This is a genomic window from Zoogloea dura, from assembly GCF_012927165.1.
Lineage (GTDB): Bacteria > Pseudomonadota > Gammaproteobacteria > Burkholderiales > Rhodocyclaceae > Zoogloea > Zoogloea dura.
The window spans coordinates 217,206-238,178 of sequence record NZ_JABBGA010000001.1 but is presented as its reverse complement, the minus strand read 5'-3'; the positions used below and the strand labels follow the sequence as shown (position 1 = coordinate 238,178).

Sequence of the window (20,973 nt, the reverse complement as noted above, 5' to 3'; positions counted from 1 at the left end):
GTCAGTAGGCCTTCGAAGTGGTTGTGATCAGGGCTTCCACCCGCTCGATGTCGAAGCTGGCGCCGTCGGCATTCGAGAGCGTGAAGGACCAGGCGTTGCCCTTGAGCCCCTGGGCGATCTTTGCGCGCAGGGCCTGCACGCCATCGCCACGGATGGCCGGGGCCGGGAACTCGTACTCGGGGCCTTCATTGACCTGGGTGCCGACGGCCATGTCGCCTTCGAACCGGCCGTACAGATAGACGTAGGGCACGCGCTTGAAGTTGGTCGCCCCGAAGTCCGTGTGGAAGGTCTTGACGGTCGCCGAGATGGGAGCGCCGTCGTCGGTGTCGCCGGTCAGTTCGTAGATCCCATCAGGGCGCACGCCGAAGTGGCGCTTGCCGAACCGGAGCACCTGGTCGAAGGGCCACGCCACGTACCTGCTCACGGCGCCGGTGGCCAGGTTGATGACGTAGCTCTCATAGGAGACCTCGATCTCTTCCTGGCCGGCGGCCACCATGGTCAGATGCGGAGCGACCAGCCAGGCGTGCCCGGAGGGCGCGGGCGTCAGAGCTGGCCCGATGAGGTCCGCGCGCGCCACGCCTTCCCGATGACCAGAGGCGGTTAAGCCGAAGAACCCCGGGCCGTTGAGCAGTGCCTCCGCGCGCTCCGTAGCAGTGACCGCGCCACTGAGCGAGTAGGCGCCCTTGGTGGTGAGCTTGGCGATGCCGCCGGTGTAGGCCAGGATCTGGAATCCGCCCGGCAGCTCGACGGCCACGCCGGCCACCTCCGACACAGTGCCGGTGGAAACCATGGTCAGCACCGGCAGGGCCTTGTCGACCCTGGCGACGGACGGAACGGTGCCGTTGGCGGACAGGCTGAGGCGAGGCCCCTTGAGCTTGGCCGAGCCGCCACCGTAGGCCTGCATGGTCAGCGCCGGCCCGACGGCCTGCACTCCACTCACGTCGCTGCGCCGGCCGGAGGCGGTGATCTTGTAGCGGTTCCTGGTGGACATGACGGAGCCGCGCAACTCCAGGGCCTCAGCACCCCAGGCGAACATCGGCCGCAGCTCGGCGACGCCCTGGGCGATGGGCCGGTCGGAGCCGAGTGCCATCAGCTTAGAGGTCATCACGCCGACGCCCACGCCGCCAGGGATCATCCGACCGACCGTGAAGGCCGGCGGGAGCGTGACCAAGCCGGTGCCGAAGGCCGGCTTGATCAACCCGCTCTCGGCGTAGCTGGTGAGCGGCACCAGGATTCCGCGGCCGATGCCGAAGGGTCGGTCACCACCCAAGGCCAGGAGACTCCCTAACGAGCTGTTGCCCCAAGCGTGCCCGTCCTCGCGCCCTTCGGATGTGAGCGGCTCGAGCTCGGTCACGCCGTAGCAGTCCGGGATCGTCTCGAAGCCGATGGCACGCAGGGGAGCCAGGCGTGCCCACCCGTCACCGCTCGTCGGCGCCACGCCGACCCCGAAGGTGTCAGCGTCGACGACCGTGTCTCCGGTCAGGTACTCGGTGGCGGCCAGCCGGAAGCTGCCGGTGAGCAGGCTCGGGCGGTCGTACTCCTTGACGCCGTTCTTCAGGAACCACACCCGGCCGGCCTGGCGGAACAGCGTGAACTCGTCGCCGGACACGTAGCTGCCGAGCGTGCCGAGCCTCTGCCCGCGCTCGTAGATGTCGACGACACCACGGCTGAACAGGAGCGCGTGCTCGATGCCGAAGTAGCCGGAACCCGGATACTTGCTTGCCAAGCCGATGAAGACGCCGACGACCGATGCCGGGATCGACCACTTGTAACCGCCGTCGGCCGCGGTGATGGGGATGCTGACGGCGCCGGAGGCCCACCCAGGGCCGCTGGTTTCGACGTACCGCGCCGGGGTCGCCGGTACGGCCGGAGTCCCTGGATGCCAGATTTCGACGATCATACTTTCACCACCCTGATAGTTCCGTCCGGGTAAATGATGCGCACATACTTACCCTTCTCGCCGTTGTAACCATCCACGTACTCGGTGCCCGGGGTCGGTGGGTAAGAACCCCCACCCGGTGGAAGACCGCCATCGCTGACAATGACCGTCTCGCCTTTGCCGATCACATGTTCCGTGCCGATGCCACCCACGCTGGGAAACGGCATGGTGGTTTGGCTCGGGGGATCCGGCACCAGCCGGTACTCACTCCACCCCGGGGTAGCCGGAATGCCTGGCGTTCCCGGGATGAGCGTCAGCGCCCCTGTCCTGCGCAGAATCGTCATGGTGTTTCCTCGAATCTGGGGTTCATGCCGGTGAAGCCGCTGCGCTTGTGGGGCTTCAGCTTGGTGTTCCACCAGTAGCCGACGCGGGCCAGCACCGGGGTGTTCGTTGTGCTGTCCGAGATGCCATCGTAGAAGTTCGTCGTGAAATCGGCCTCCGTGTAGATGTCGCCCCACAGCTTCCTGAACGTATCGAGGTGCGTCGTCTCCACGAACGTCTGGTCGTAGGTGCCGTCATCTCGCCGGGCCACCTTGCGGTACTGGATCTGGTCGTACAGCTTCACCGCGCCGGTGGACACCGCCGACACGCTCACATGGGCGAAGTGGCCGTCCGGGTGAGAGGCGTACTTCCCGGCCTCGGTCGTCGCGCTTTGGCCTCGGTGGGTGGTCTTCAGCTGGATCATCCGATGCAGCCCCAGGCCGAAGGCCGTGCTCACGTCGGTCGGGTCCAGCGCCGAGTAGGCGCCGAAGTCCATCCGGTGCTCGATCGGTGGGTTGAACGTCGCCGGCAGCAGCTTGTTGAGCAGCAGGACGGTGCTCAACGGGGTGTCGAGGATGTCAGCCACGTTGGTGTCGCTGTGCGTCACCTCGCCAAAGACGATCCGGTGCATGCCCACCGTGCGGCCGGCCGGCGTGATGGCGCCGGTGAAGACGAAGGACAGGGATCGCAGGTCTTCGATGTCCAAGCCGGTGAAGCTGCCCGACTCCATGGTGAGCGCCTCGTTGGCGATGCCGCGGTACGCCCAGAACACGAACGGCTGGGTGTCGGGCCAGCCCGGGTCATAGACCTGATACACGCTGAACGGGCCATGGCGCTGGGTCTCGTAGCCTGGAAACAACCCGCTGATGTTGAGCGGGGCCGTGACGTACTGACCTTCGATGCCGTCGTTGCCGTTCTTCGACACGCAGAAGTTGAACAGCGTCACCCCTTTGGTGATGTTGCTGATCATGCGGTAGGCGTGCGTGACAATCTCGCTGTGCTGCTTGGTGGGCACGAACCAGTTCATGGGGCTCAGCGCCGTGCTGTACCGCCGCAGGCCCAGGCCGTTGCGCTCATCCTGCGTTGTGTAGAGCGCAAGCTCGGAGGTGATCAGGTTGTCCAGATCGACACCGCGGGCAGCCAGGCGCTCGTCGCGGAAGGCATAGTCGGCACCGGTGAACCAGCGGTCTTTGAGGAACCGGGTCGGCGTGATGGTGACGGTGAAGTCGTCCTCACCCTCCCCAGTCACCGTGATGTTGATGGAGACTTCCAGCAACGCCCGGGTGAAGATCTCCACCCCGCTCACACCGTCGAACTTGGACAGCCAGGTGGCGTAGGCGGCCTGGGTGAGCCCAGGCACGTGCATGTTCGCCCCACACTGCGCGATGCGCCGCCACGGGCTGCGGGTGGGCGCCGTGCCGTACTGCTTGTCCTCCTGAGTGATGTCCATCACCGTCAAGTCAGCGTGGCCGTTGTTCCGGTCTGCATTGACGATGGTCACCATGCGCGTGCCCGTGCTGTTGAACGCCCAGACGTAGTCATGCTTCTGGTACTGGCGATCCGGGTCGAAGCCGGGGGCCGGCCCCGGGTACTCACCGCGGCCGATGGGATGACCGGCGGCCTCGTACATGGCGTCCTCGATCGGGGAGTCACCCACCCCGACGACGTTGGTGTGCACGCTGGTTCCGCCGGCCCAGGCCAGGCCGGCAATCCGGGTCGGGCGGGTCATCGTGGCCGTGCTGGGCACAGCCACGCCGGCGGGCATGTAGGAGCCTGGGGCCACGGTCACGCCCTTGTTCTGGGGGAACAGCGCCGCATCAGGGTCGGTCAGGTAGCTGGCCGGCACCACGGTGACGTTGCTCTGCATGTCGGTCATGATGACGAACGAGCGGCCACCAACGTTCTGCACAGCAGCTCTGCGCCACCAGTTCGGCTCGTCGGCGTAGGGTGCCGCCGAGCGTGCGCTCACACCGGTCTGGTGGACGGTGGGCATCACGTCGTAGCCCAAGTCGGTGTTGCCACCCTCGCGCTGGTAGCGCACTCCGCCGTCCTTGATGAAGGCCCCCCAGTCGTAGTCGAACAGGGCCTGGTCGTCGTAGAACTGGATGTCGCCAGGGCGCCGGCCGAGCGTCGAGGTGACGAAGTAGTCCTTCGTGCGGATCTGCTCACGCACGTCCTTCGACCCATCGATGGGCCACCAGAAATACTGGCTGTTGGCTTGTCGGTTGATCCCCTCCGGAACGTGGGCGGTCTCGGTCGCCGTGGAGATGCCGGAATCGCCCACCAGGTTGGAGAACAGCGCCTTGCCCTTCTTCTTCGGCACGTCCAGCGTGGACACGCGCTTCTCGACCAGCGGCGCACCTTCAAACTCGATCTCGGCTCCTGTCGTGACGAACTCATAGCCCTGCACGCCAGAGACCGCGTCAATCCGGACGAAGTGCTGATCGTTGTGCGGGTTCCACTCGACGCGCACGGTGGCGTCATCGAAGACGTACTTCTGCGAGGTCGGGCCGCTGCCGATGACCTCGAAGTGGCGCAGCCGTGAAAGCGCGAAGGGGAGATACTTCTCCCCTCCTTCACCGGTCAGGATCTTGTGAACCGGCATCACACATCCTCGACGCATGCGACGAAGTTCGTCCAGAATTTCTGGGCGGCCCCACCTGCGAGCGTGTAGGCGTAGAGCTCAAACTGCCTGCACGGGCGGGCCCACTCGAGGTAATCGAGCACATCTTCAGTCGAGTAGGTCATGTTTGCGTCGGTCGCCAGAAGAGCCCCTCCGTTCATGTCGTAGATCCACGCATCGACGACGGTGGGCCACCCGTAGATGTAGTAAAGGCCGACCTCATTCCAGTTGACCGAGGTCATCTCTCCGTCATAGGTGTCTGTCGGCTTGTAGATGAAGAGCGGGTTCTTGATCACCACCTGCACATTGCTCGGGGTGTCCTTGAAGGTCTTCACGTCGGCACGGCGCGACATCCACGCCTCGTTGAAGCCTGCAGGAAGGTCGGCGCTCGTCGGATCGTTATCGACGTACCACTGCCAGTCATCGAACGTGCGGTCGATGAAGAGCTCGACATCCAGTTCGATGAACTGAGAACCGTCCGGCATCACGCCGGTGCCGATGATTCCGAAAGGCATCATGTCGTAAGGCAGGGTTCTCGAAGCCCAACTGCCTGCGGCTGCGGTGAGAACGGCCGCAAGCTCGGCGTCATCTGTTGCGATGGCGTCAATCGTCGCCTGCGGTGTATGCAGGGTTTGCAGCTCAGTCAGGTTGTCCAGAGGCTGGTTGGCGAAGTCGGCCGTGCCGATGCTGCCGCCACCCTGGAAATACTGCTCGTGCGTGGCGCTGGAATAGACGATTCTCAGCTGCATGCTGCCTCCAGGGCGTCGAACTGCTTCTTGGTGCCGATCCTGTGGCCCTGGCCAGCGTGCATGCGCCACACGTAGCCGACGAAGGACAGCTGGCGCGGACAGAGCTTGCGCACCAGCAACTGGTCGCAGTGAATCGGGTGATCCGGCATGACCGGCAAGAAGGGAAGGACGTCGGCCCGGCGGTAGACGGTGAAGTGATGGGCGGGCCAGGGCTTGCGCCCCACCCGGTCACCCCACCGCCAGCGCTCCAAGGTGACGACGTGCCGGTACTTCTCGAGGCCAAGGAGGCACGCTTCGCCGGCCCCTGGCATCAGGTAGTCGTCGCTGTCCACGTAGCCGACAAACTCACTGCCCCCGAGCCGGTAGGCCTTCTCGCGCCCTGCCCCAACGTTCCCCTCCACGCCTTCGACGATGTGCACATTGAGGCCCTCCGCCTCGATGGACTTGACGCACTGGTCAAGCCATTCGGGGCGGGTGCCGGAGAACGTCAGGACGTGAACATCGATCACGCCGGCAAGGCCACTACGAAGTAGTCGATGTTCTGGATCGCGCTGGCCACCAAGACGTTGTTGCTGACGTTGAGGTCAGCGCCGATGAGGCCGACGGTGCCCTGGGCGCGGATGTCGGTGGTGCTGGACGCCCCGGTGTCGGCCGGCTTGACGATGCGGTAGTGCGTGCATGTGCCGCCGAGGGTGACGGCGCCGGCCCACACCTCGCCGCTGTTCTTGGCCAAGACGCCGGACTCCGCGGTTGGGTTGAAGCTGACCGGCGTACCGGTGCTGTTTGCCGAGACAGTGCAAAGCAGGGTGCCGGACTCCGCAGCGTCCGCGTCGGCCGGGATGGCGCCGCCGTAGAGCTTGATCACGGAGCCATCGAGGGCGTCCTTGACGGAGCCCACGGCCAGGACGTGGTTGCGCAGGCCAGTGGAGGATTTCACAGTCATGGTCGATCCTCCTTATTGAGCCGGCATGGTGAATTGGTACACGTCGACCGTGTTTGGGATGCCCACTGCGACTGCCACATTGGTCAGGTTCATATCCCCGCCTGAGGTAGCAATCGCACCGTCGATGCGGGCCTCAGTAGTGCTTTGGCTGGCCGGGTTGCCACCCGCCGGGTAGTGCCGAAACCAACCTGCGGTGCCGTTCACCAGGCCCACGAACTTCCAGATCTCGGCCGCGGCCTTGGAGATAGTGCCGGCGACGGACGGGTCGAAGGTCAGGCCGGTGCCGTCGGCATTGACCGACACGGTGCCCAGCAGGATGCCGGTGGCGGCCGCATCCCCGGTCAGCGGTTGCGGGCCGGAGTAGATGTTGATGAAGCCCAGGTTCAGGGCGCCTTTGATGCCGCCGCTGGCGCCACCGTCGTTCATCTTGTTGCGCATCCCCGTCGAGAGTCGAACGGTCATGTGTGTTTCCTCGGGTTGAATGCGGCACCGCCGCTGTGAAGGGTGGCGACGTACCGCACAAGCCCCTGCTCGTGGATCACACCGCCACCGGCCTTGATGCCGGGGGCCACACTGACGCGGCCCTCGGTGAGGTTCTCGAAGGGGGCGACCCGGCACAGGCCTCGCGTCGCCCAGAAGTAGGTTTTGCCGTCGTTGCCGCGGTCGGCATGCTGGCCCGGCACCACGCCGTACTCAGCGACCTGAGAGAGGCCCTCCTCGCCGTAGAGGTAGATCCGCTCACCGGTGGCGACCAGCAGGTGGCCGTCCGCGTCGGCGAGCTGCAGAACGTGCCCCGGAACCAGGAAGAAGTCGCGCACAGCATCGAAAAGATGGAAGCCCAGCGGCTGGCTGAACCAGATCACGGTCTGGTCAGCCTCGGGCAAGTACTCTGCGCCGTAGAGCCGGCCCTTCCAGTGCGCGATCTGGTCGATACCGGCCGGCACAGCCCCCAGGAACTGGGTGGTCAGCTCGCGCCCTTGTGCGGCCTGGCTTGCATCGTTGATCGTGAAGGCACCACCGCTGGCATGGGTCAGCGCAGCGACAGCCCGGAAAACGGTACCCTGATCCGCGAGATACACCAGCGTGTAGTGCTCCGGGATCATCGGGGCCTGCACCGTGATGCCGCCCTCGGTGACCATGACCGGAATCGAGGCCCCTGCCCCGCCCTCGCGCCCGTCCGCCGCCATGTGGCTGAAGCAGACCTGGTAGAGACCGGGCGCCAGGTTGCCCGACGCCTGTACAACCGCTCCACCTTCCGGAGTCGGAACGGCCCAGGCCAGCACATCGCCGCCCTTCTGGATCTGGATCTTCTCAAGGCGCGCGGAAAGGAACGTGACATCGTTCGCCTCCGCCCAGGCGTAGGGCCCGGTAAGGCCATCCCAGAGGTCCACGGTTGAACCATCCAGATGCACCCGCTTGAGCACGCCAGCGTCCACGATGTACATCCGCTGGCAATCGGCAGTCGAATAGGCAGCCTCGATTCGAATGCCCGCCAGAAATCCTTGGTAGCCCACGCGCCGGGACAGCCGATGCTCGTCCGAGATATCGACGTTGTCAGCCTGCACGAGCCATTCCCAGGACTGCTTCGCGCCGCCGGCAGCCGTGCTGCCCGCAAGCGGGTCCAGGACGTTGTTCAGCCCCAGGAACGCACCGAGAACGACCGGCTTCTGGTTCATCGAGGTCAGGGCAAGAACGCTGACACAACCTGGGGCGTGTCTTCGCGGGAAATCCGGCGCAGATCAGCGTCGGGCCGAGGGCCAAAGTAGGCCGTGAAGGCGGCTTCGGACGTGGCGGCCCGCGCGGGGTCGTACAGTTCGGAGTCCTGGATGCTGAAATGACGGAACTGCGACCACTCGACCAGGTGCAGATGATGGAGGGCGCTGATCTCCGGCACGTCGTCCGGGTCCGCCATGGGCGTCTTGGGCGTCCGGTAGCCTTCCAGCTGGAGCAGGCCGTCGCGTGCAGGCCGAGGCACCAGCCGCACGGAGGCATCGCCCTGGATCATGTATGCCGGATCGCCCTCGGCATCCCGCCAATCGGCCACGTTCGCGTCCAGCCACTCCTGGGAGGTCTGCTTGACCGCGCATCGCCGCGTTTGGCCGTCCGGACGGAAGGCGACGTGGTCCAGCTCGTACAAGCTGGCGTGAAGCGGATACACCGCATCCCCGGCACTCACGGCGATCTCGCAGGCGTCCGGTTCGGCGCTCGCGTGGATCAACCGCCCTCGAATCGCCGCCTCCGCCACCGCATCGTTCAGGAAGCTGATCAACAGCGGATCGGGAACAAAGAAGGGAGGCCCCACGCTGTCCCCGGTGAGGGTGCGATGGCGCTCCATCAGCTCGGCCAGGGTCATACGCCAGCGACACCAAACTGGTTGATGAGTTGGCGCACCTGGTCGCGCAGGTCATTCACCGCCGCCCGCTTGTCCAGGTTCTGCTTGTAGTTGCTGAAAGCGAAGGACTTGAGGGCGTCCTTGTCCATCAGATTGACCTGGTCAAGGACATCCTGCAGAGCCGACCGCTCATCGCGCTGCTGGTCCTGCTGCGTGGCGGCGTTCTCGAGGATCTGGGCGGTGTCGTCCTGAGCAGGCGCTTGAGCAGCCTCCTCCGGCGCAATCTCCACCTTCGCCTCTATGAACAGGTCCGAGTGGCGCAGGAACTGCCGGGCGACCGGCTCGGGCAAGTTGCGCACCTGGTCGGCGACGAAGTAGAGACCCGTCCCGTAGAGATGATCCGACCAGTCCGGGCGCCGGCCGATGTACTGCACCGGCACATGGCCGGCGGGAATGGCGGACACGGCAATGACGGCTGTAGGGGGTGGAGTCAGCGGCACAGGTGCCTCCACCACTACCTTCTCGGGCTCGATGGCCTTGAGCGCATGCACCACGCCGCGGAAGAGGTAGTCCTTCGCCTTCTGCTCCGCCGGCAGCTCGGCATAGGGCACGCAGCACGGGTGCTCCTTCTTCTCGGCATCCTTCACCAGGCCGTACACCCAGCCCTCCGCCAGCTTCTGGGCCAGCCAGGACTCGTGCGACTGCTCGGGGGTGGCATCCGGCTTGGCTAGGTGCATGTCCACACCAACCAGTGCGCTGGCCTTCTGCCACTCGGGTGCGTCCTCCCACGCTGGCTGCGAGGCATCACCCAGCGATGCGCAGTAGGCGCGGTTGATCTCGTGCGCCACGCGGGCAATCACGGTACGGTCCATGTTCCTCTTCTCCTGCTACGTTGGTGGGGAGGGAGACGGCCCCCTCCCCTTCAGGCTTACCGGGGGCCGGTCAATTCGCCGAGGATGTGGATGTGCACCTCGGATGCCTTGGCATTGGCTGCGCCACCAGTGGTGAGGATCAGGCGGGCCGGCTTGGGCAGGATCACCGGTGCCGTGGTGGTGACCTTGCGCAGGACCGCCGCGGTATTGATGTTCAGCGCAGCCCCGAAGTAGCTGGCGTTCTGCGGCACCTCGGCGGAATCCACGCCGTCTTCGTACTCGAAGCCCAGGTTTCCGGTCACGGCAGCGGTCAGGCCAGTGGTCACGGTGACGATCGCATCACTCAGGCGGAAGCCTTCGGGCAGCGGGCCCAGGTCCAGCTTGTCGCCGCTGGCGATGGCCGCGGTGGAGTCGGAGTCGATCAGCGCGCCCGCAGCGGAGGTGCGAACGACAAAGGGCAGCAGAGAGAGATTGCCGTAGGGCGTGAAGCCGCCGAACTGGCGCAGCTTGCTGCGGTTCTTGGTGATGGTGGCCATGTGGCTCTCCTTGAATGCGTTTCACGAGTCATTAGAGGCCGGCGCCCGCCGGCCCCTTGATCAGGCCGTGTTACTGGCGAGCGCCGATGATGGGGACTGCGGTATCGATGGCGACGGCGCCGTAATCGGTGAATTGCTTGCCGGTGTCACCGGTATCCACTTCGAAGCGGATCTTCGAAACGCCACGGATGGCGCCGATCAGGAGCTCCACCTTGTCGCCGTGGTCGAGCTTTTCCTCGCTCCAGAAGAAGGGGATGCTCGAATGCTCGGATGCAGCAAAGGCCTCCGCGACAGCTTGCCCCCCCAACAGAATTGCCCGATCGACTGCAAAATTGGTCCCAAAGCCCGCCGGTACGACGCAGGACGACTCCAGATCGCTGGTGTAGCTGGCGCAGTATTTGATGGTGTCGCCCGCGTAGAAGCGAATCGGCTTCGGCATCTTGAGGAGCAGGATGTTGTTCCAGATCCCTGCGGAGCCGAGGAACAGCGGATGCATCTTGGCCTGCTGCGCGCGGGCCAAGGCGCTTGCCTGGAACGAGCGGAAGTTCGGATCCGTCGCGAAAGCGCTGTACTGAGCCGGGGAAACGAGCAAGACGCGGAGTGGCTCTTCGTCGGCCATCACATCGCCATCGATCTTGATCGCCGGCGGCGGCAGCGCGATCTGCTCCATGGTCGAACGGATCGCGTCGATCACTCCCATCTTGAGCTGATCAGTGGTAGCCAGATCGATCTCACCCGCATTGACGGCGAAGGGGATGATTCCCGCACCGTCAGCGATGTAGTGCCTGTTCTTGGTAGGCGCCTGTACCGGATTCACCATGATCTCGCCAAAATCCGGATCGGCGTCGGTGGGTACGCACCATTCGATGTTGTTGTGGTAGCCGCGGGCGCCGGCCATATGCACCAGCAGAGACTGGTCCACGTAACGATCCATCAGCGTCTGAGCTGCCGGCCGGCCGACGGCACGGAAATCCACCGGGGAGCGGATCGTGCTCATGACATTGCCGAGATCAACCGGGAACCGGGCTTGATTCACCCGCAGCTTGTCCTCGCTGTAGGACAAGCCGGTACCACGCCCCTCCGCATACTTGCTACCCATGATCGGCTTGGCGCCAATCGGGTTCAGCAAGTGAAAGGTAACCTCGTCGCCCTTCCCCTTGCCGAGATCCTGGCACCGCACGATGGGCAGATGCTGAGTGGTCTGCTTACGAAGGGTTGCCGTGGCGCCAGCAGTGCCCTTCGGCATGGCACCGGTAAGGCGAGCCAGGGTACCGTTGCGCTGCATGTGGGTGGCAAACAGGCCCACGGCCTGCTGAACCATGGCCCCCGGGGAGCCATAAGCGGTATTCGTCTTGTTCGCGGGCATCGATAGCCTCCTAGATCTGCGAGTTCAGGTAGCGCTCGATCTGCTCGGGAGACATGCCACTCATGGCATCCAGCAGATCAACGCTGTTCATTCCGGCCATCGCTTCCTCGCGCGACGTTCCGGCCGGCCGGCCACCCGGAATGTCCGAGAGGCTGGCCGGCGGGGTCGCCGCCGCCTTGGCGATGGCTGCTTTGGCCGCAGCCGCCGGATCCGCTGCCGGCTGTTGAGCCAGCGCGGCCGCGGCCTGGGCCTGAGTTCCCGCAGTTGCTTTCTTGAACGTGTCGAAGACCTCGATCACCTGATTCGCACCGCCCTTGGCCAGGGCCTGGGAGTAGGCATCTCGCACGATGGACGGCAAGGACGCCTGCCAAGCCGCAAACTCCCTCGAATCCACGATGGAGTCCGCATCCGGATGGGCGGTGTAGATGGCCTGGAAGTGCCCGGTGGTCGCGTCCGCCTGCTCCTTGGCCTGGATGGGCTTCAGGGCCTGGCCGACTTGCGCTGCGACCTGGGCGGCTACCTGCTGCGCCACCAGCTTCTTGATGCCCTCCGCCATGGCGGCCTCGGAGAAGTCCCCGAAGATCGCCAGATCCACGCCCGAATCGATGGCCGCCTGCACGGCAGCCACCTGGTTGTCGGTCGGGGTCGGCACCTGGCCAGCCGCCGCCCGTGCATTGGCCTGCGCCTGCAGGTCGGCCAGCTGCTTGGTTGCAGCATCAAGCTGGGCAGCCAGCGTCTTCGCCTCGGTTCGGGCTGCCGCCAGCTTGTCGAAGCTGATGGTGTGCTTGCCGTCCCGGGCCAGAATGACCGCGTTGTCCGCGTTCAGCTGGTCCTCGGGCGGCGTCGCCGCGGCATTCTCGGGAGTCGCACCAGCAGCCTGGGCCGCCGGATCCTGATCGGTGTTGGTCTTCGTCGCGTTCTCAGCAACGCCTTCGGTAGCAGTGGCAGCGCCAGGCACGCTGCCGGTTTCCGGGGCCTGAGCGCCGGTATCGCCTTGGATGTCGCCCATCTCCAGAAGCTGGGCGGCCTGCTGGGGGGTCAGTTGGCCCCCACTCTCGATTGCGTTTGCGATGAACTCGAATTGCTGATTGGTCGTTGGCATGTCCTGCGTCCCGCCACATGTCGCCGTGGCCGCTGGGGATTCGGAGCTGCGAGCCTTGCGGCGCGCGGATCGCCACCCCGTCGGGTGGCTTGCCAATCAGTGTCTTTGCCGGATGGAGGATCGATCCAACCCTAGAGGGGGCTGGGTTGCGGGCATGAAAAAGCCCGCGCAGGGCGGGCTGGTGGGGTAGCGCCGGCGATCGAGCCTCGTCAGGCCGTCACGGCCTCGTCGGCCTCCTTCTTGGCTTGGCCGAGCTGATAGGGCATCCACTCCGCGTAGAAGCCGAACTGAGGGGGCGTGTCGCCTTCCTGAAGCAGCGTCACGCTGGTGGCGATAAATGGGTTGCCGTAGTGGTCGAGGATCTGCAGATTGACCATCCGATCATTCCAGACATGCACCACGGTTGCGTCGAGCGGCTTGGCCATGTCGATAACCTGAGGAAAGGACCGAGCGGGAACCATCTCCGCACCGGAGCGCGGCTTTTCCAATTCGGTGATGCCATTCAGGCGAAACCAGACCTTGCGGCCGACGGACGGGGTAATGATCTTGCTCATTGCGGTGCTCCTGCGAGGTTGTCGGCCGGCGTGGCAGTCTCGATGCCCTGCATCGGAGAACCGCCGCGGCTCGGCACGGGGGGAAAGCTGGGTGAGGTGTTCTCTCGGACGGGCGGCGCGACATCGGCGGCCGGCCCTTGCCCCTGGATGTACGGACTCTTAATGTTCATGGCCGCCGTCTGCTCAGGCTGCGGGAAGTTAGGGTCTTGCCCACCACCCGCCGGCCGCTGGTAGCCGGCGCCCTGCATGATCGCGTCGGCGATCGGGGCAATCATCGGCATCTGCGCCACCTGGGCGCCGCCTTGCATCGCCGAGAAGGCGGCCTGCACGCCCGTCTGCACCGCCTGGGCCATGATCTGCTTCACCTGGGCTTCGGTCAGGCGCTCCTTCATGTCCAGCTCGCGCGCCTTCAGGTCGTTGCCGGCCTGCTTGAGGGCCTGGGCCACCTCCTGCTTGATGCGCCCCTCCACCTGCTCGGGCGATTCCTGCTGGCCGGCGGCGCGCAGGGCTTCGACCAGATCCCGCTTGAATGGCACGTCCATGAGGCTGGCAAGGAACGGCATGGCCGCAGCCTGGTACTGGGCCGGAAGGGCCTTAACGGCCTCCGACATGGAATTGAGCTGCTGGCCGCGGAAGCTGGGTGTGCTGGGCACATCCTCGAGGGAGACCAGCAGCCGGGTGCGCTGCAGATCGTTGGTCAGGACCGGGGTGTTCGTCACCGGGTCCATCTCACGGCGGTTGATCACCACGGTGCGATCGGCGGTCAGGGCGTCACCCTCGATGATGACCGTGTGCTCCCTGTCGCCCATGTCCTGCACGATCATTGCCATCAGCATCTCGCCGACCATCGTCCGGCCCGACCGGAAGTTGCTCATCATCCCCTCGAGGGACTGATTGGACTGCTCCACCTGGGTCCGCTCCTGCACGCCGCTGGTCGCCGTGCCACGCTTGCCTTGAAAGCCCGAGGTGATGCTGCTGACCCGCTCGATGGCCGTTCGTGCGTCGATCATCAGCTGGTAGTGCTGGTCGGTGAGTTGGTAGTCGCGCTTCACCTCGAACCGTGCTCCCGGCCTGGCCATGTACTCAGGGTCCAGCACGATGTCCGCATCCGGCCGCGCAATCTGGCGGCGCAGCTGTTCGTCGGTCATCGCCACTGCGCCCTTCGTCCTCTCCACGCGGGTCACCGAAAGGCCCCAGCGGACCTTCGCCACCGCACTGTTGAGGCTGTCCTGCTGGTAGATCATCGACCGGATGTAGCCGTAGGGCACACGGGTGTTGTCCTCGCGAAAGCCCCAGAACGGCGCATACGGAAAATGCGTGTGGGTGTAGGGGGTCGGGCCGTCGTAAAGCCGATGCGGGCCAATCCAGTAGGATCTCCGCACCTTGGCGATGGTCGATCGGATGACCTCGACCAGGCCACGCTCGATGGCCGCCGCATGGGCCGGGTTGGCCTGGTCGAACTCGACAATCCGCCCGTCCGCCGCCTTCAGCAGGATCGCCGGCACCCAGCGCCGGTACCAGAGCTCCACCAGGCACAGGTCCCGGTTCGTCGGGTTGTACCAACGGTCCTCCTGCACCGTCCAGCCGCGCGCGTCGCCCCAGACGTTGTTCAGCCCGGTGGACGACGCGCCGTCGAGCAGCTCGGGCCGCTCCAGCCACCAGTCGGAGCCGGCCTTGCCGCAGGCCAGGATCAATTCCTTGTGCTCGGGGAAGACGGTGGCGAGGCGCCGCGGATGCAACCAGCGCTGCCGGCGCAGGAAGCGCGCGTCCGACAGATCCGGCTCCACCGAAGTCCAGTCGAAGCGGATCTCGTTGCGATGGATCGGCGTGCACCGGTACGGATATTTGAAGGGGTCGCTGCTCCTCGAGACCTCCACCCAGCCAAGGCCACAGCCGATCTGCGGCTTGAAGGCCTCGCCGCAGGCCTGATCGGCCTTCGACATGCGCTCGGCCTCGTTGAGCTTGTAGTTGATGGCGTCCGCCACGTCCTGGCCACCCAGGCCGCCGTTGGGCGTCACGCGCCAATCGGTGCGGGTGCTGGTCTCGTAGCCGTGGATGGCGCGGAGCGCCGGGCCGATCTGGTCCTCAACCGCTGGGGGGATGCCGGCCTCCTGGAGCCTTCGCAGCAGATCGCCGTCGAGCTGGTTGCCGTCGGCGTAGTCCATCTCCTTGTTGGCGCGATCCAGCCAGGGCGGCTGTTCTTCGATCTCCCGGGTGATCTCGGTGTATTCCTCGAGCCCCATGTCCAGGCGCTCGGCCGCCTCGTGGTCCTCGCCCTCGCCTTCGCCCTGGCGGCTCTCGATATCCATGTCCATCCTGATCCTCACATGCGCCAGTCGGGTGCCGGCGCCTCGTTGTAGCTGTAACCGGAGGCGACGCCCGCAGCCTCGTCCACCATGCCCAGCTCCTTGGCCTGGGCCCACTGCCGCATGGAATCCGCACCCTCGCTGCAGCCGTTCGACTTGTCGGGCTCATCGATGAAGCGGTTGTCGGCTCGGTTGAATTTCTTGCGATAGCCTTCCAGCCTCACGATCCCATCTTTGCAGCCTTCCGCATCGATGTAGCACCCCTTGAGGTGTTTCCGGGTCGCGTAAATGCCGGTGATCAGCTCGGTGACGCGCGGCACGATCACGAAGCGCTGCCCTGGGAGAAGTGCCTGCAGCTGCTCCTTCACCGATCGGTTGTAGTCGCCCAGGCGCTTGTGGTCAGCGTCATGCGGGAGGAAGTGGGTTCCGAATACCCATCCCCGGGATTGCAGGTGCTTCACGTAGTGACGCAGATCCTCGCCGTGCTCTTCGTAGTAGCCGATGAAGCGGTCTTCCCCGCGCAGGATCTGGTGAAACCACAGGGCGCAGCCATCGGCGTTGCCGATGTCCCAGAACGTGTTCACCGGCAGATCCAGCACCGGTACCCGCGTGATACCGCCACGCTTCCGCAGGGCCACCATGTCCTTCGCGTAGTAGTTGCCCTCGGTGCTGATCTGGAAGGCTTCGTCGGGCGTGGAGGGGTACTCCTGCCACATCCGCTCCTCTTTGCCGGAGAAGTCGGCCCGCTTCGTCGCCACGTACCAGGCCCGCTGATCCGGGTCGATGCGGCACTCCATCTCCCCTTCGATCTTGTCGAAGTACTCATGCTCATCGCGAGTGATGGGCACCTCGGCGGCAGGCAGCCGGTACTTGGGCTCCTGCCACCAGGCGTAGAAGTGAAACCGGTAGTCCCTGACCGTCAGTGGCAGGCGGCTCAGGAACTTGCCCTTGGCCTGCTCGACCATGGCGAAGAACTCGCCCTCGCGCCCTTCTGCCGTCGATTCGATCACCAGGATGCCGTTGGTCGGCACCGCAGGAATCGAGCCGGTCATCACTTCCTGGGCCTTCTGCGGGTACTTCGCGCAGATCTTTCCGAACTCGCTCACGTGCAGGCGATGGATGGTGCCGGAACGCATGGAGGTGGCAACGCGCACGCTGCTGTTGTTGTGGGAGAACAGCAGCTCCACGTTGCTGTCACGCTTCAGCGGGAAGCGCTGGCGAATCTCCTCGGGCAGGTTGTCGTAGGCGAAGCGGACCTTGTCGCGAAAGATCGTCGCGACGGCCTCGAGGTCCTGGGCGATGATCCCGCACCGCTGGTTCGCGTTGAACAGCGCATGGTCCAGCCACATCAGGCAGATCAGGGTGGTAAAGCCGAGCTGCCGCGCCTTGAGGATCAGATTGCGATGCCACAGGCGCCGGATGAAACGCCGCTGAGCCCGGTTCGGCCGAAAGGGCATGACCTGGGCTTCGTCGGCGTCATCGCCGTCGCCCTTGATCATGATCTTGTAGAGGCAGCCCGAGAACAGCCGCCACTCCGGATCAGCCAGGCAGCGGGCCAGCTCTTCCGCATCGCCCGGAAGCTGAACCAGGGGCTCGTTGTGGGTGACCGTCGGCTTCTGACGCGTCAGCTCGCCTACCAGCCGATCCTCTTCCTCGAGGAGGATCTCATCGCGTGCCGACATCAACCCTCACCCGGCTCAAGCGTCGAGTCATCGCGCGGCTGAAATGCACTTGCCGGCGCTGCCGGTAGCGCCTCGGGATCGTCCTGAACCGGCCTGAAGGCGGAACCGTTGCTGCAGGCGATCTTGTGCAGGAGATCGGTGAGCGGATCGCTCTTCTGCTCGTTGTCCTTCTCGTACAGGCCCAGGTGCTTGAACAGCTTCTCCATGGCGGCCACCTTGTCGTGCATCACGACCTTGAGCCCGTACTTGGTCTGTTCCGCACCCGCATAGAGCGCTGCGGCGGCCGGCGAGATCGTCCGGGTATCAGCGAGCACTACCCGGGAGTAGCCATCGCCGCAGCACTCGGGGCACTCGGGATGCGGGGGGCGCAGCGGGTTGTAGCCAATGCCGCCCTGCTCTTCGAAGTCCTCTTGCGCCTTGCCGGCAGACCGCTTGGCCAGCCACTCGGCGTGATCGTGGTTGTACTCAGCGACCGTGCGCTGGTACCGGTGGCCTTCGCCCCAGCAGTGCCGGCAGCAGCCAACCTTCACCTGCACCAGCTCGCGGGCGTCGGCCGTGAGGATGCTCCAGGCCTCGCGCAGGACGCGGTCGGCGGTGATCTCAGTCCGATCCTGTTGGTCCTTGCGTGCCGCAGAAATGGCCTTCTTGACTGAAGTTTTCTGAAGCAGCTGGTAGGCCATCTGCTCCGCGGTCTTCACGCTGTAGCCGGCCCGTATTGCGGCTTGGGTGCCATTCAGATCGACCAGGTACTCCTCGACGAAACGCTGCTGCTTCGGCGTGAGCTTCTGGTCTGACCGGGCGGCACCTGCCTTCTTCGGCTTCTGGGTCTTCATGCGCCGCAACCTACGCAGGGCACCTGCGGTACTGCCACCCCTTCAGCCCGCACGCTCAAACCCCATCCAGATCCAGCTGCTTCCCGCCCTCGAAGCCCTTGAGCTTCGCCTCGAGGTGCCCGATGCGCTTTCGCATCGCTGCGACCATCGCCGACATTTCGTGCCCAATCTCGATCGCCGCGAACTGAACTGCAGTGCCCGCCTGGAGCGACGCCAGCGTCCGATCTTCGCGAGGGGTGAGCGTTAGGACTTCATCCCCGATCTCGATCTTCACCAGGCCATCGGGCAGGATGGATTTCGTGATGATGCGCGCCGGCGGATGCAGGACTGCCGGGACGAACACGCCGCGGCTTTTCCGAATCAGCGCGCCGTCGTCCACCAGGGTGGCCAGGCGATCGTCGATGATGGTCAGCTTCAGCCCGGTGACCTCCTGCAGCGCTTCCCGGGTGACCAGCTGCTCCTGGTTGTGGAGGTCCTGCACTGCGTCGAGGATCTGCTGGCGCGTCGTGCGCTGGATTGCTGCCATCAGGCGCGACCCTCCATCGATCTCACGACTACGCTCAACCCGCCGTCCCGAACAGCGTGACCTACCTCAGCAAACAGCCGCACAACCTGGGCGTCGTCGCAATACGCCACACCGTTGAGCGCGTCCAAGGTGACCTTGATGCAGTTGTCCAAGTCCATGCGCGCCAAGCTGGCCACGCCCTTCTTCGTGAGCTTCGGGTGCAGAGCGATATAGACGGCGACGGGTCCATCGAACTGAGGCAGTCCCGCGAGGCTGGCTGCTCTCTTCGCGCTGTCCTTGTAGCGGTCAGCCTCCGCGCTGCGGAATGTGCGGCCTCTGCAGGTGCGCCAGTACCGGTTTGCAGAGACTGGGTAGCCAAGCGTCAATATCGGCCGCGGTTGCGCCTGCCCCACTCCGCCGACACCTCGGCCATCAGCAGCTGGGCTGCTTCCTTCCCCCTGTGCCGTGCCACGTCCGCGTAGAACGCCGCCCTCTGCGGCTTGCTCAAGGTCAAGACCCATCTGATTTCGCATTGCTTCCTGTGCTCCTCTGTCCATGTCGGTCCTGATTTCACGCTGCCTCGGCCCCGTAGGCCGGGCTGCACTCCCGCCGGCCGTTGTCCGTGTGCCAGCGCTCGCCGAGGGCATCGGATGCCATCTCCACCACAATCATTCGGACGCTCCTGCCAGCAAGCCAGTCGGACCGGTGCAGCTTCGCCCAGGCCTTGTGATCGACCTTCGGAGCCAGCACCTGGCGGGCCATGGCCTCGGCTTCGGCCTGGCGAGCGGCCACCACGTTGGGGTGAATCTCCGGCGCGGGAAGCGCCTTCGGAGCCTCAGGCCGTGGGGCCTGGAGGCAGAACCCCCGGAACATCGGGAGCGTCGGCGGGAAGTCCTTCGTCGCCTTGCACTGCTCCATCGCCCACTCGATCTGGCGCCAGCAGAACGGGGACAAGTCCTCCGCCCAGATGGCCTTCACGTCCGCCAGATCGGCCCCCGCCCACATGTCGGCGAACAGCCGGCCGTACATCGCGGTCATTCGGCGGAACAGCTGCTCAACGCACCCTTCGAGCCTCTCCGGGGAGAGTTCGCGCATCGGGATCGTGCTCCCCTTGCGAAGTGCGGTTTGCCCCGGTGAGTTCGGCGATGACAGCGGCGCGCCTGTCTGCTGCAGTGGTTCGGTGGGGTGTCCCATGGTCGTTGCCCTCAAGGGTCGTGATGTCGGTCAGGATGGAGTCGAGCAGTCCGGCGTTGATCGGCTGCGGCGAAGCGCGGGCCTCCCGCCTTTCGTGGGCCCGCTCGAGGGCCGTCAGGGCCTGAGCGTCGGTGATGCCCTTCTCCGCCCACACCCTGACCCTGGGGTCAGAGGCCTGCAGCGCTGCGCCGCGTTGTCGGAGCAAGCTGGCCAGCTCGATGGCCCGACCTGTTATCGGGTCGGCAGCAAGCGGCACATCGACGCGTGACGGTGGGTCCTCCTCACGTTGATCTGTTGCCGCTGCGTGTACACCTGGTGTCTGGGGACTGGGGACTGGTGCCTGGGTAGCCGTGTTGTCACGCGTGACAGGTGCGTGACGTGACGTGTCCTTGGTGCGCAACAAGAGCGTTTCAAGCTCGCCTGTTTTCGTGTCCCAGGGTGGGGTAATCCCGTGGAGACGAAGCTCTTCGAACATCGCCGCCCGGCGCTCACGGGCACGCTGCTGGCGGTCGCGGGCGTTGTCCCGCTTCTCCTTGGCCTTCGGCGCCTTCTCCAGGTACTTGGCAATCTCTTCGTCGCAGCGCCGCTGGTGCCAGCCGTTGGCATCGAGTTCGAAGAACTCCTCGAGCACATACTCGACGGCAGCACGCTCGTCCTTGGACTGGGCCCGGGCGAGCTTCTGCACTGCCTTCCGATCAACCGGCAGCGGGCCTTCCCGTGTGTAGTAGACGTCCAGGAGACGGCGATAGGCAGCGTCCTCCACCATGGAGAGGTGGGCCGTGGCCTTGATGTAGTCGCCGATGTGGTGCTCGTAGTAGTTCATGAACTACCGAATCCCCCACCACGCCAGCCAGGCACGCAGCATCCACAGCGGGTCATAGACGATGCGCATGCGCACCACGGGGCGCGGATGACGGGAACGGTAGGCGGACATCTCAATGATCTGCGCCGCCATCAATCGCTCCCCGAAGACGAGGAGGAGCACGACCCGCTATCGCTCGAGCTGCTCGACGAGTAATCGGCCCCACCGCAAGGTGCGGAGTCCCAGCCTCCAGACGCGCCTGCACCGCTGAAGCCCCCTCCTCCGCCGACAGTCGACGGCTCCGAATGAGCTGGAGCCTGGGCTGCGCGAAACGTCGCCACCTGGTCGCAATGCTCCCAGGACGACGGGCTTGT

22 protein-coding genes are annotated in these 20,973 nt (G+C 65.2%); all 22 read right to left on the bottom strand.

Annotated features, from left to right (window positions below):
• Position 1 precedes the first annotated feature (1 nt).
• The 22 genes from HHL15_RS01120 to HHL15_RS01020 all read right to left on the bottom strand — a co-directional run bounded on the left by HHL15_RS01120 (position 2) and on the right by HHL15_RS01020 (position 20,620).
• Complete coding sequence (locus HHL15_RS01120; RefSeq protein ID WP_169143971.1) at positions 2-1,900, bottom strand: hypothetical protein; 1,899 nt, start codon at positions 1,898-1,900, stop codon at positions 2-4.
• Positions 1,897-2,223, bottom strand: coding sequence for a hypothetical protein (locus HHL15_RS01115; RefSeq protein WP_169143970.1), 327 nt, complete (start codon positions 2,221-2,223; stop codon positions 1,897-1,899). The genes HHL15_RS01120 and HHL15_RS01115 overlap by 4 nt, the downstream gene beginning before the upstream one ends.
• On the bottom strand, positions 2,220-4,805 hold the full coding sequence (locus HHL15_RS01110; RefSeq protein WP_169143969.1) for a hypothetical protein: 2,586 nt from the start codon (positions 4,803-4,805) through the stop codon (positions 2,220-2,222). Before HHL15_RS01110 ends, HHL15_RS01115 begins: the two co-directional genes overlap by 4 nt.
• The gene (locus tag HHL15_RS01105; protein WP_169143968.1) at positions 4,805-5,572 is read right to left on the bottom strand and encodes a hypothetical protein; all 768 of its coding nucleotides are present in this window, start codon (positions 5,570-5,572) and stop codon (positions 4,805-4,807) included. The genes HHL15_RS01110 and HHL15_RS01105 overlap by 1 nt, the downstream gene beginning before the upstream one ends.
• Positions 5,563-6,081 carry a glycosyltransferase family protein gene (locus tag HHL15_RS01100; RefSeq protein WP_169143967.1) on the bottom strand — a complete coding sequence of 173 codons (519 nt, stop codon included), beginning with the start codon at positions 6,079-6,081 and terminating at the stop codon, positions 5,563-5,565. Before HHL15_RS01100 ends, HHL15_RS01105 begins: the two co-directional genes overlap by 10 nt.
• Positions 6,078-6,515 (bottom strand): hypothetical protein, encoded by a 438-nt coding sequence (locus tag HHL15_RS01095; protein WP_169143966.1) that lies wholly within the window; start codon positions 6,513-6,515, stop codon positions 6,078-6,080. Before HHL15_RS01095 ends, HHL15_RS01100 begins: the two co-directional genes overlap by 4 nt.
• Positions 6,516-6,527: 12 nt before the next feature.
• Positions 6,528-6,977: a hypothetical protein gene (locus tag HHL15_RS01090; RefSeq protein WP_169143965.1), complete on the bottom strand. Its 450-nt coding sequence runs from the start codon at positions 6,975-6,977 to the stop codon at positions 6,528-6,530.
• Positions 6,974-8,191, bottom strand: coding sequence for a hypothetical protein (locus tag HHL15_RS01085; RefSeq protein ID WP_169143964.1), 1,218 nt, complete (start codon positions 8,189-8,191; stop codon positions 6,974-6,976). Before HHL15_RS01085 ends, HHL15_RS01090 begins: the two co-directional genes overlap by 4 nt.
• A 5-nt stretch (positions 8,192-8,196) precedes the next feature.
• A complete protein-coding gene (locus tag HHL15_RS01080; protein WP_169143963.1) occupies positions 8,197-8,868 on the bottom strand; it encodes a phage adaptor protein in 672 nt (223 codons plus the stop codon).
• Entirely contained in the window at positions 8,865-9,719 is an 855-nt protein-coding gene (locus tag HHL15_RS01075) for a RyR domain-containing protein (protein ID WP_169143962.1), read from the bottom strand. Before HHL15_RS01075 ends, HHL15_RS01080 begins: the two co-directional genes overlap by 4 nt.
• 56 nt (positions 9,720-9,775) lie before the next feature.
• The gene (locus HHL15_RS01070) at positions 9,776-10,255 is read right to left on the bottom strand and encodes a hypothetical protein (RefSeq protein ID WP_169143961.1); all 480 of its coding nucleotides are present in this window, start codon (positions 10,253-10,255) and stop codon (positions 9,776-9,778) included.
• A 70-nt stretch (positions 10,256-10,325) separates the two neighbouring features.
• The gene (locus tag HHL15_RS01065; RefSeq protein WP_169143960.1) at positions 10,326-11,621 is read right to left on the bottom strand and encodes a phage capsid family protein; all 1,296 of its coding nucleotides are present in this window, start codon (positions 11,619-11,621) and stop codon (positions 10,326-10,328) included.
• Between the two features lie 10 nt (positions 11,622-11,631).
• Positions 11,632-12,723 carry a RodZ family helix-turn-helix domain-containing protein gene (locus HHL15_RS01060; protein ID WP_169143959.1) on the bottom strand — a complete coding sequence of 364 codons (1,092 nt, stop codon included), beginning with the start codon at positions 12,721-12,723 and terminating at the stop codon, positions 11,632-11,634.
• Positions 12,724-12,932: 209 nt separating this feature from the next.
• Complete coding sequence (locus tag HHL15_RS01055; protein WP_169143958.1) at positions 12,933-13,277, bottom strand: hypothetical protein; 345 nt, start codon at positions 13,275-13,277, stop codon at positions 12,933-12,935.
• Positions 13,274-15,586 (bottom strand): portal protein, encoded by a 2,313-nt coding sequence (locus tag HHL15_RS01050; RefSeq protein ID WP_206198524.1) that lies wholly within the window; start codon positions 15,584-15,586, stop codon positions 13,274-13,276. Before HHL15_RS01050 ends, HHL15_RS01055 begins: the two co-directional genes overlap by 4 nt.
• Positions 15,587-15,600: 14 nt before the next feature.
• Positions 15,601-17,265 carry a hypothetical protein gene (locus HHL15_RS01045; protein ID WP_206198523.1) on the bottom strand — a complete coding sequence of 555 codons (1,665 nt, stop codon included), beginning with the start codon at positions 17,263-17,265 and terminating at the stop codon, positions 15,601-15,603.
• Positions 17,265-18,098, bottom strand: coding sequence for a terminase small subunit (locus HHL15_RS01040; RefSeq protein ID WP_169143957.1), 834 nt, complete (start codon positions 18,096-18,098; stop codon positions 17,265-17,267). Before HHL15_RS01040 ends, HHL15_RS01045 begins: the two co-directional genes overlap by 1 nt.
• A gap of 55 nt (positions 18,099-18,153) precedes the next feature.
• Positions 18,154-18,624: a hypothetical protein gene (locus HHL15_RS01035; RefSeq protein ID WP_169143956.1), complete on the bottom strand. Its 471-nt coding sequence runs from the start codon at positions 18,622-18,624 to the stop codon at positions 18,154-18,156.
• Complete coding sequence (locus tag HHL15_RS01030; RefSeq protein WP_456243183.1) at positions 18,624-19,016, bottom strand: RusA family crossover junction endodeoxyribonuclease; 393 nt, start codon at positions 19,014-19,016, stop codon at positions 18,624-18,626. The genes HHL15_RS01035 and HHL15_RS01030 overlap by 1 nt, the downstream gene beginning before the upstream one ends.
• Complete coding sequence (locus HHL15_RS27095; protein ID WP_456243182.1) at positions 18,986-19,177, bottom strand: DUF7696 family protein; 192 nt, start codon at positions 19,175-19,177, stop codon at positions 18,986-18,988. Before HHL15_RS27095 ends, HHL15_RS01030 begins: the two co-directional genes overlap by 31 nt.
• Positions 19,174-19,698 (bottom strand): hypothetical protein, encoded by a 525-nt coding sequence (locus tag HHL15_RS01025; protein WP_169143955.1) that lies wholly within the window; start codon positions 19,696-19,698, stop codon positions 19,174-19,176. The genes HHL15_RS27095 and HHL15_RS01025 overlap by 4 nt, the downstream gene beginning before the upstream one ends.
• The gene (locus tag HHL15_RS01020) at positions 19,658-20,620 is read right to left on the bottom strand and encodes a YdaU family protein (RefSeq protein WP_169143954.1); all 963 of its coding nucleotides are present in this window, start codon (positions 20,618-20,620) and stop codon (positions 19,658-19,660) included. Before HHL15_RS01020 ends, HHL15_RS01025 begins: the two co-directional genes overlap by 41 nt.
• Positions 20,621-20,973: the final 353 nt, after the last annotated feature.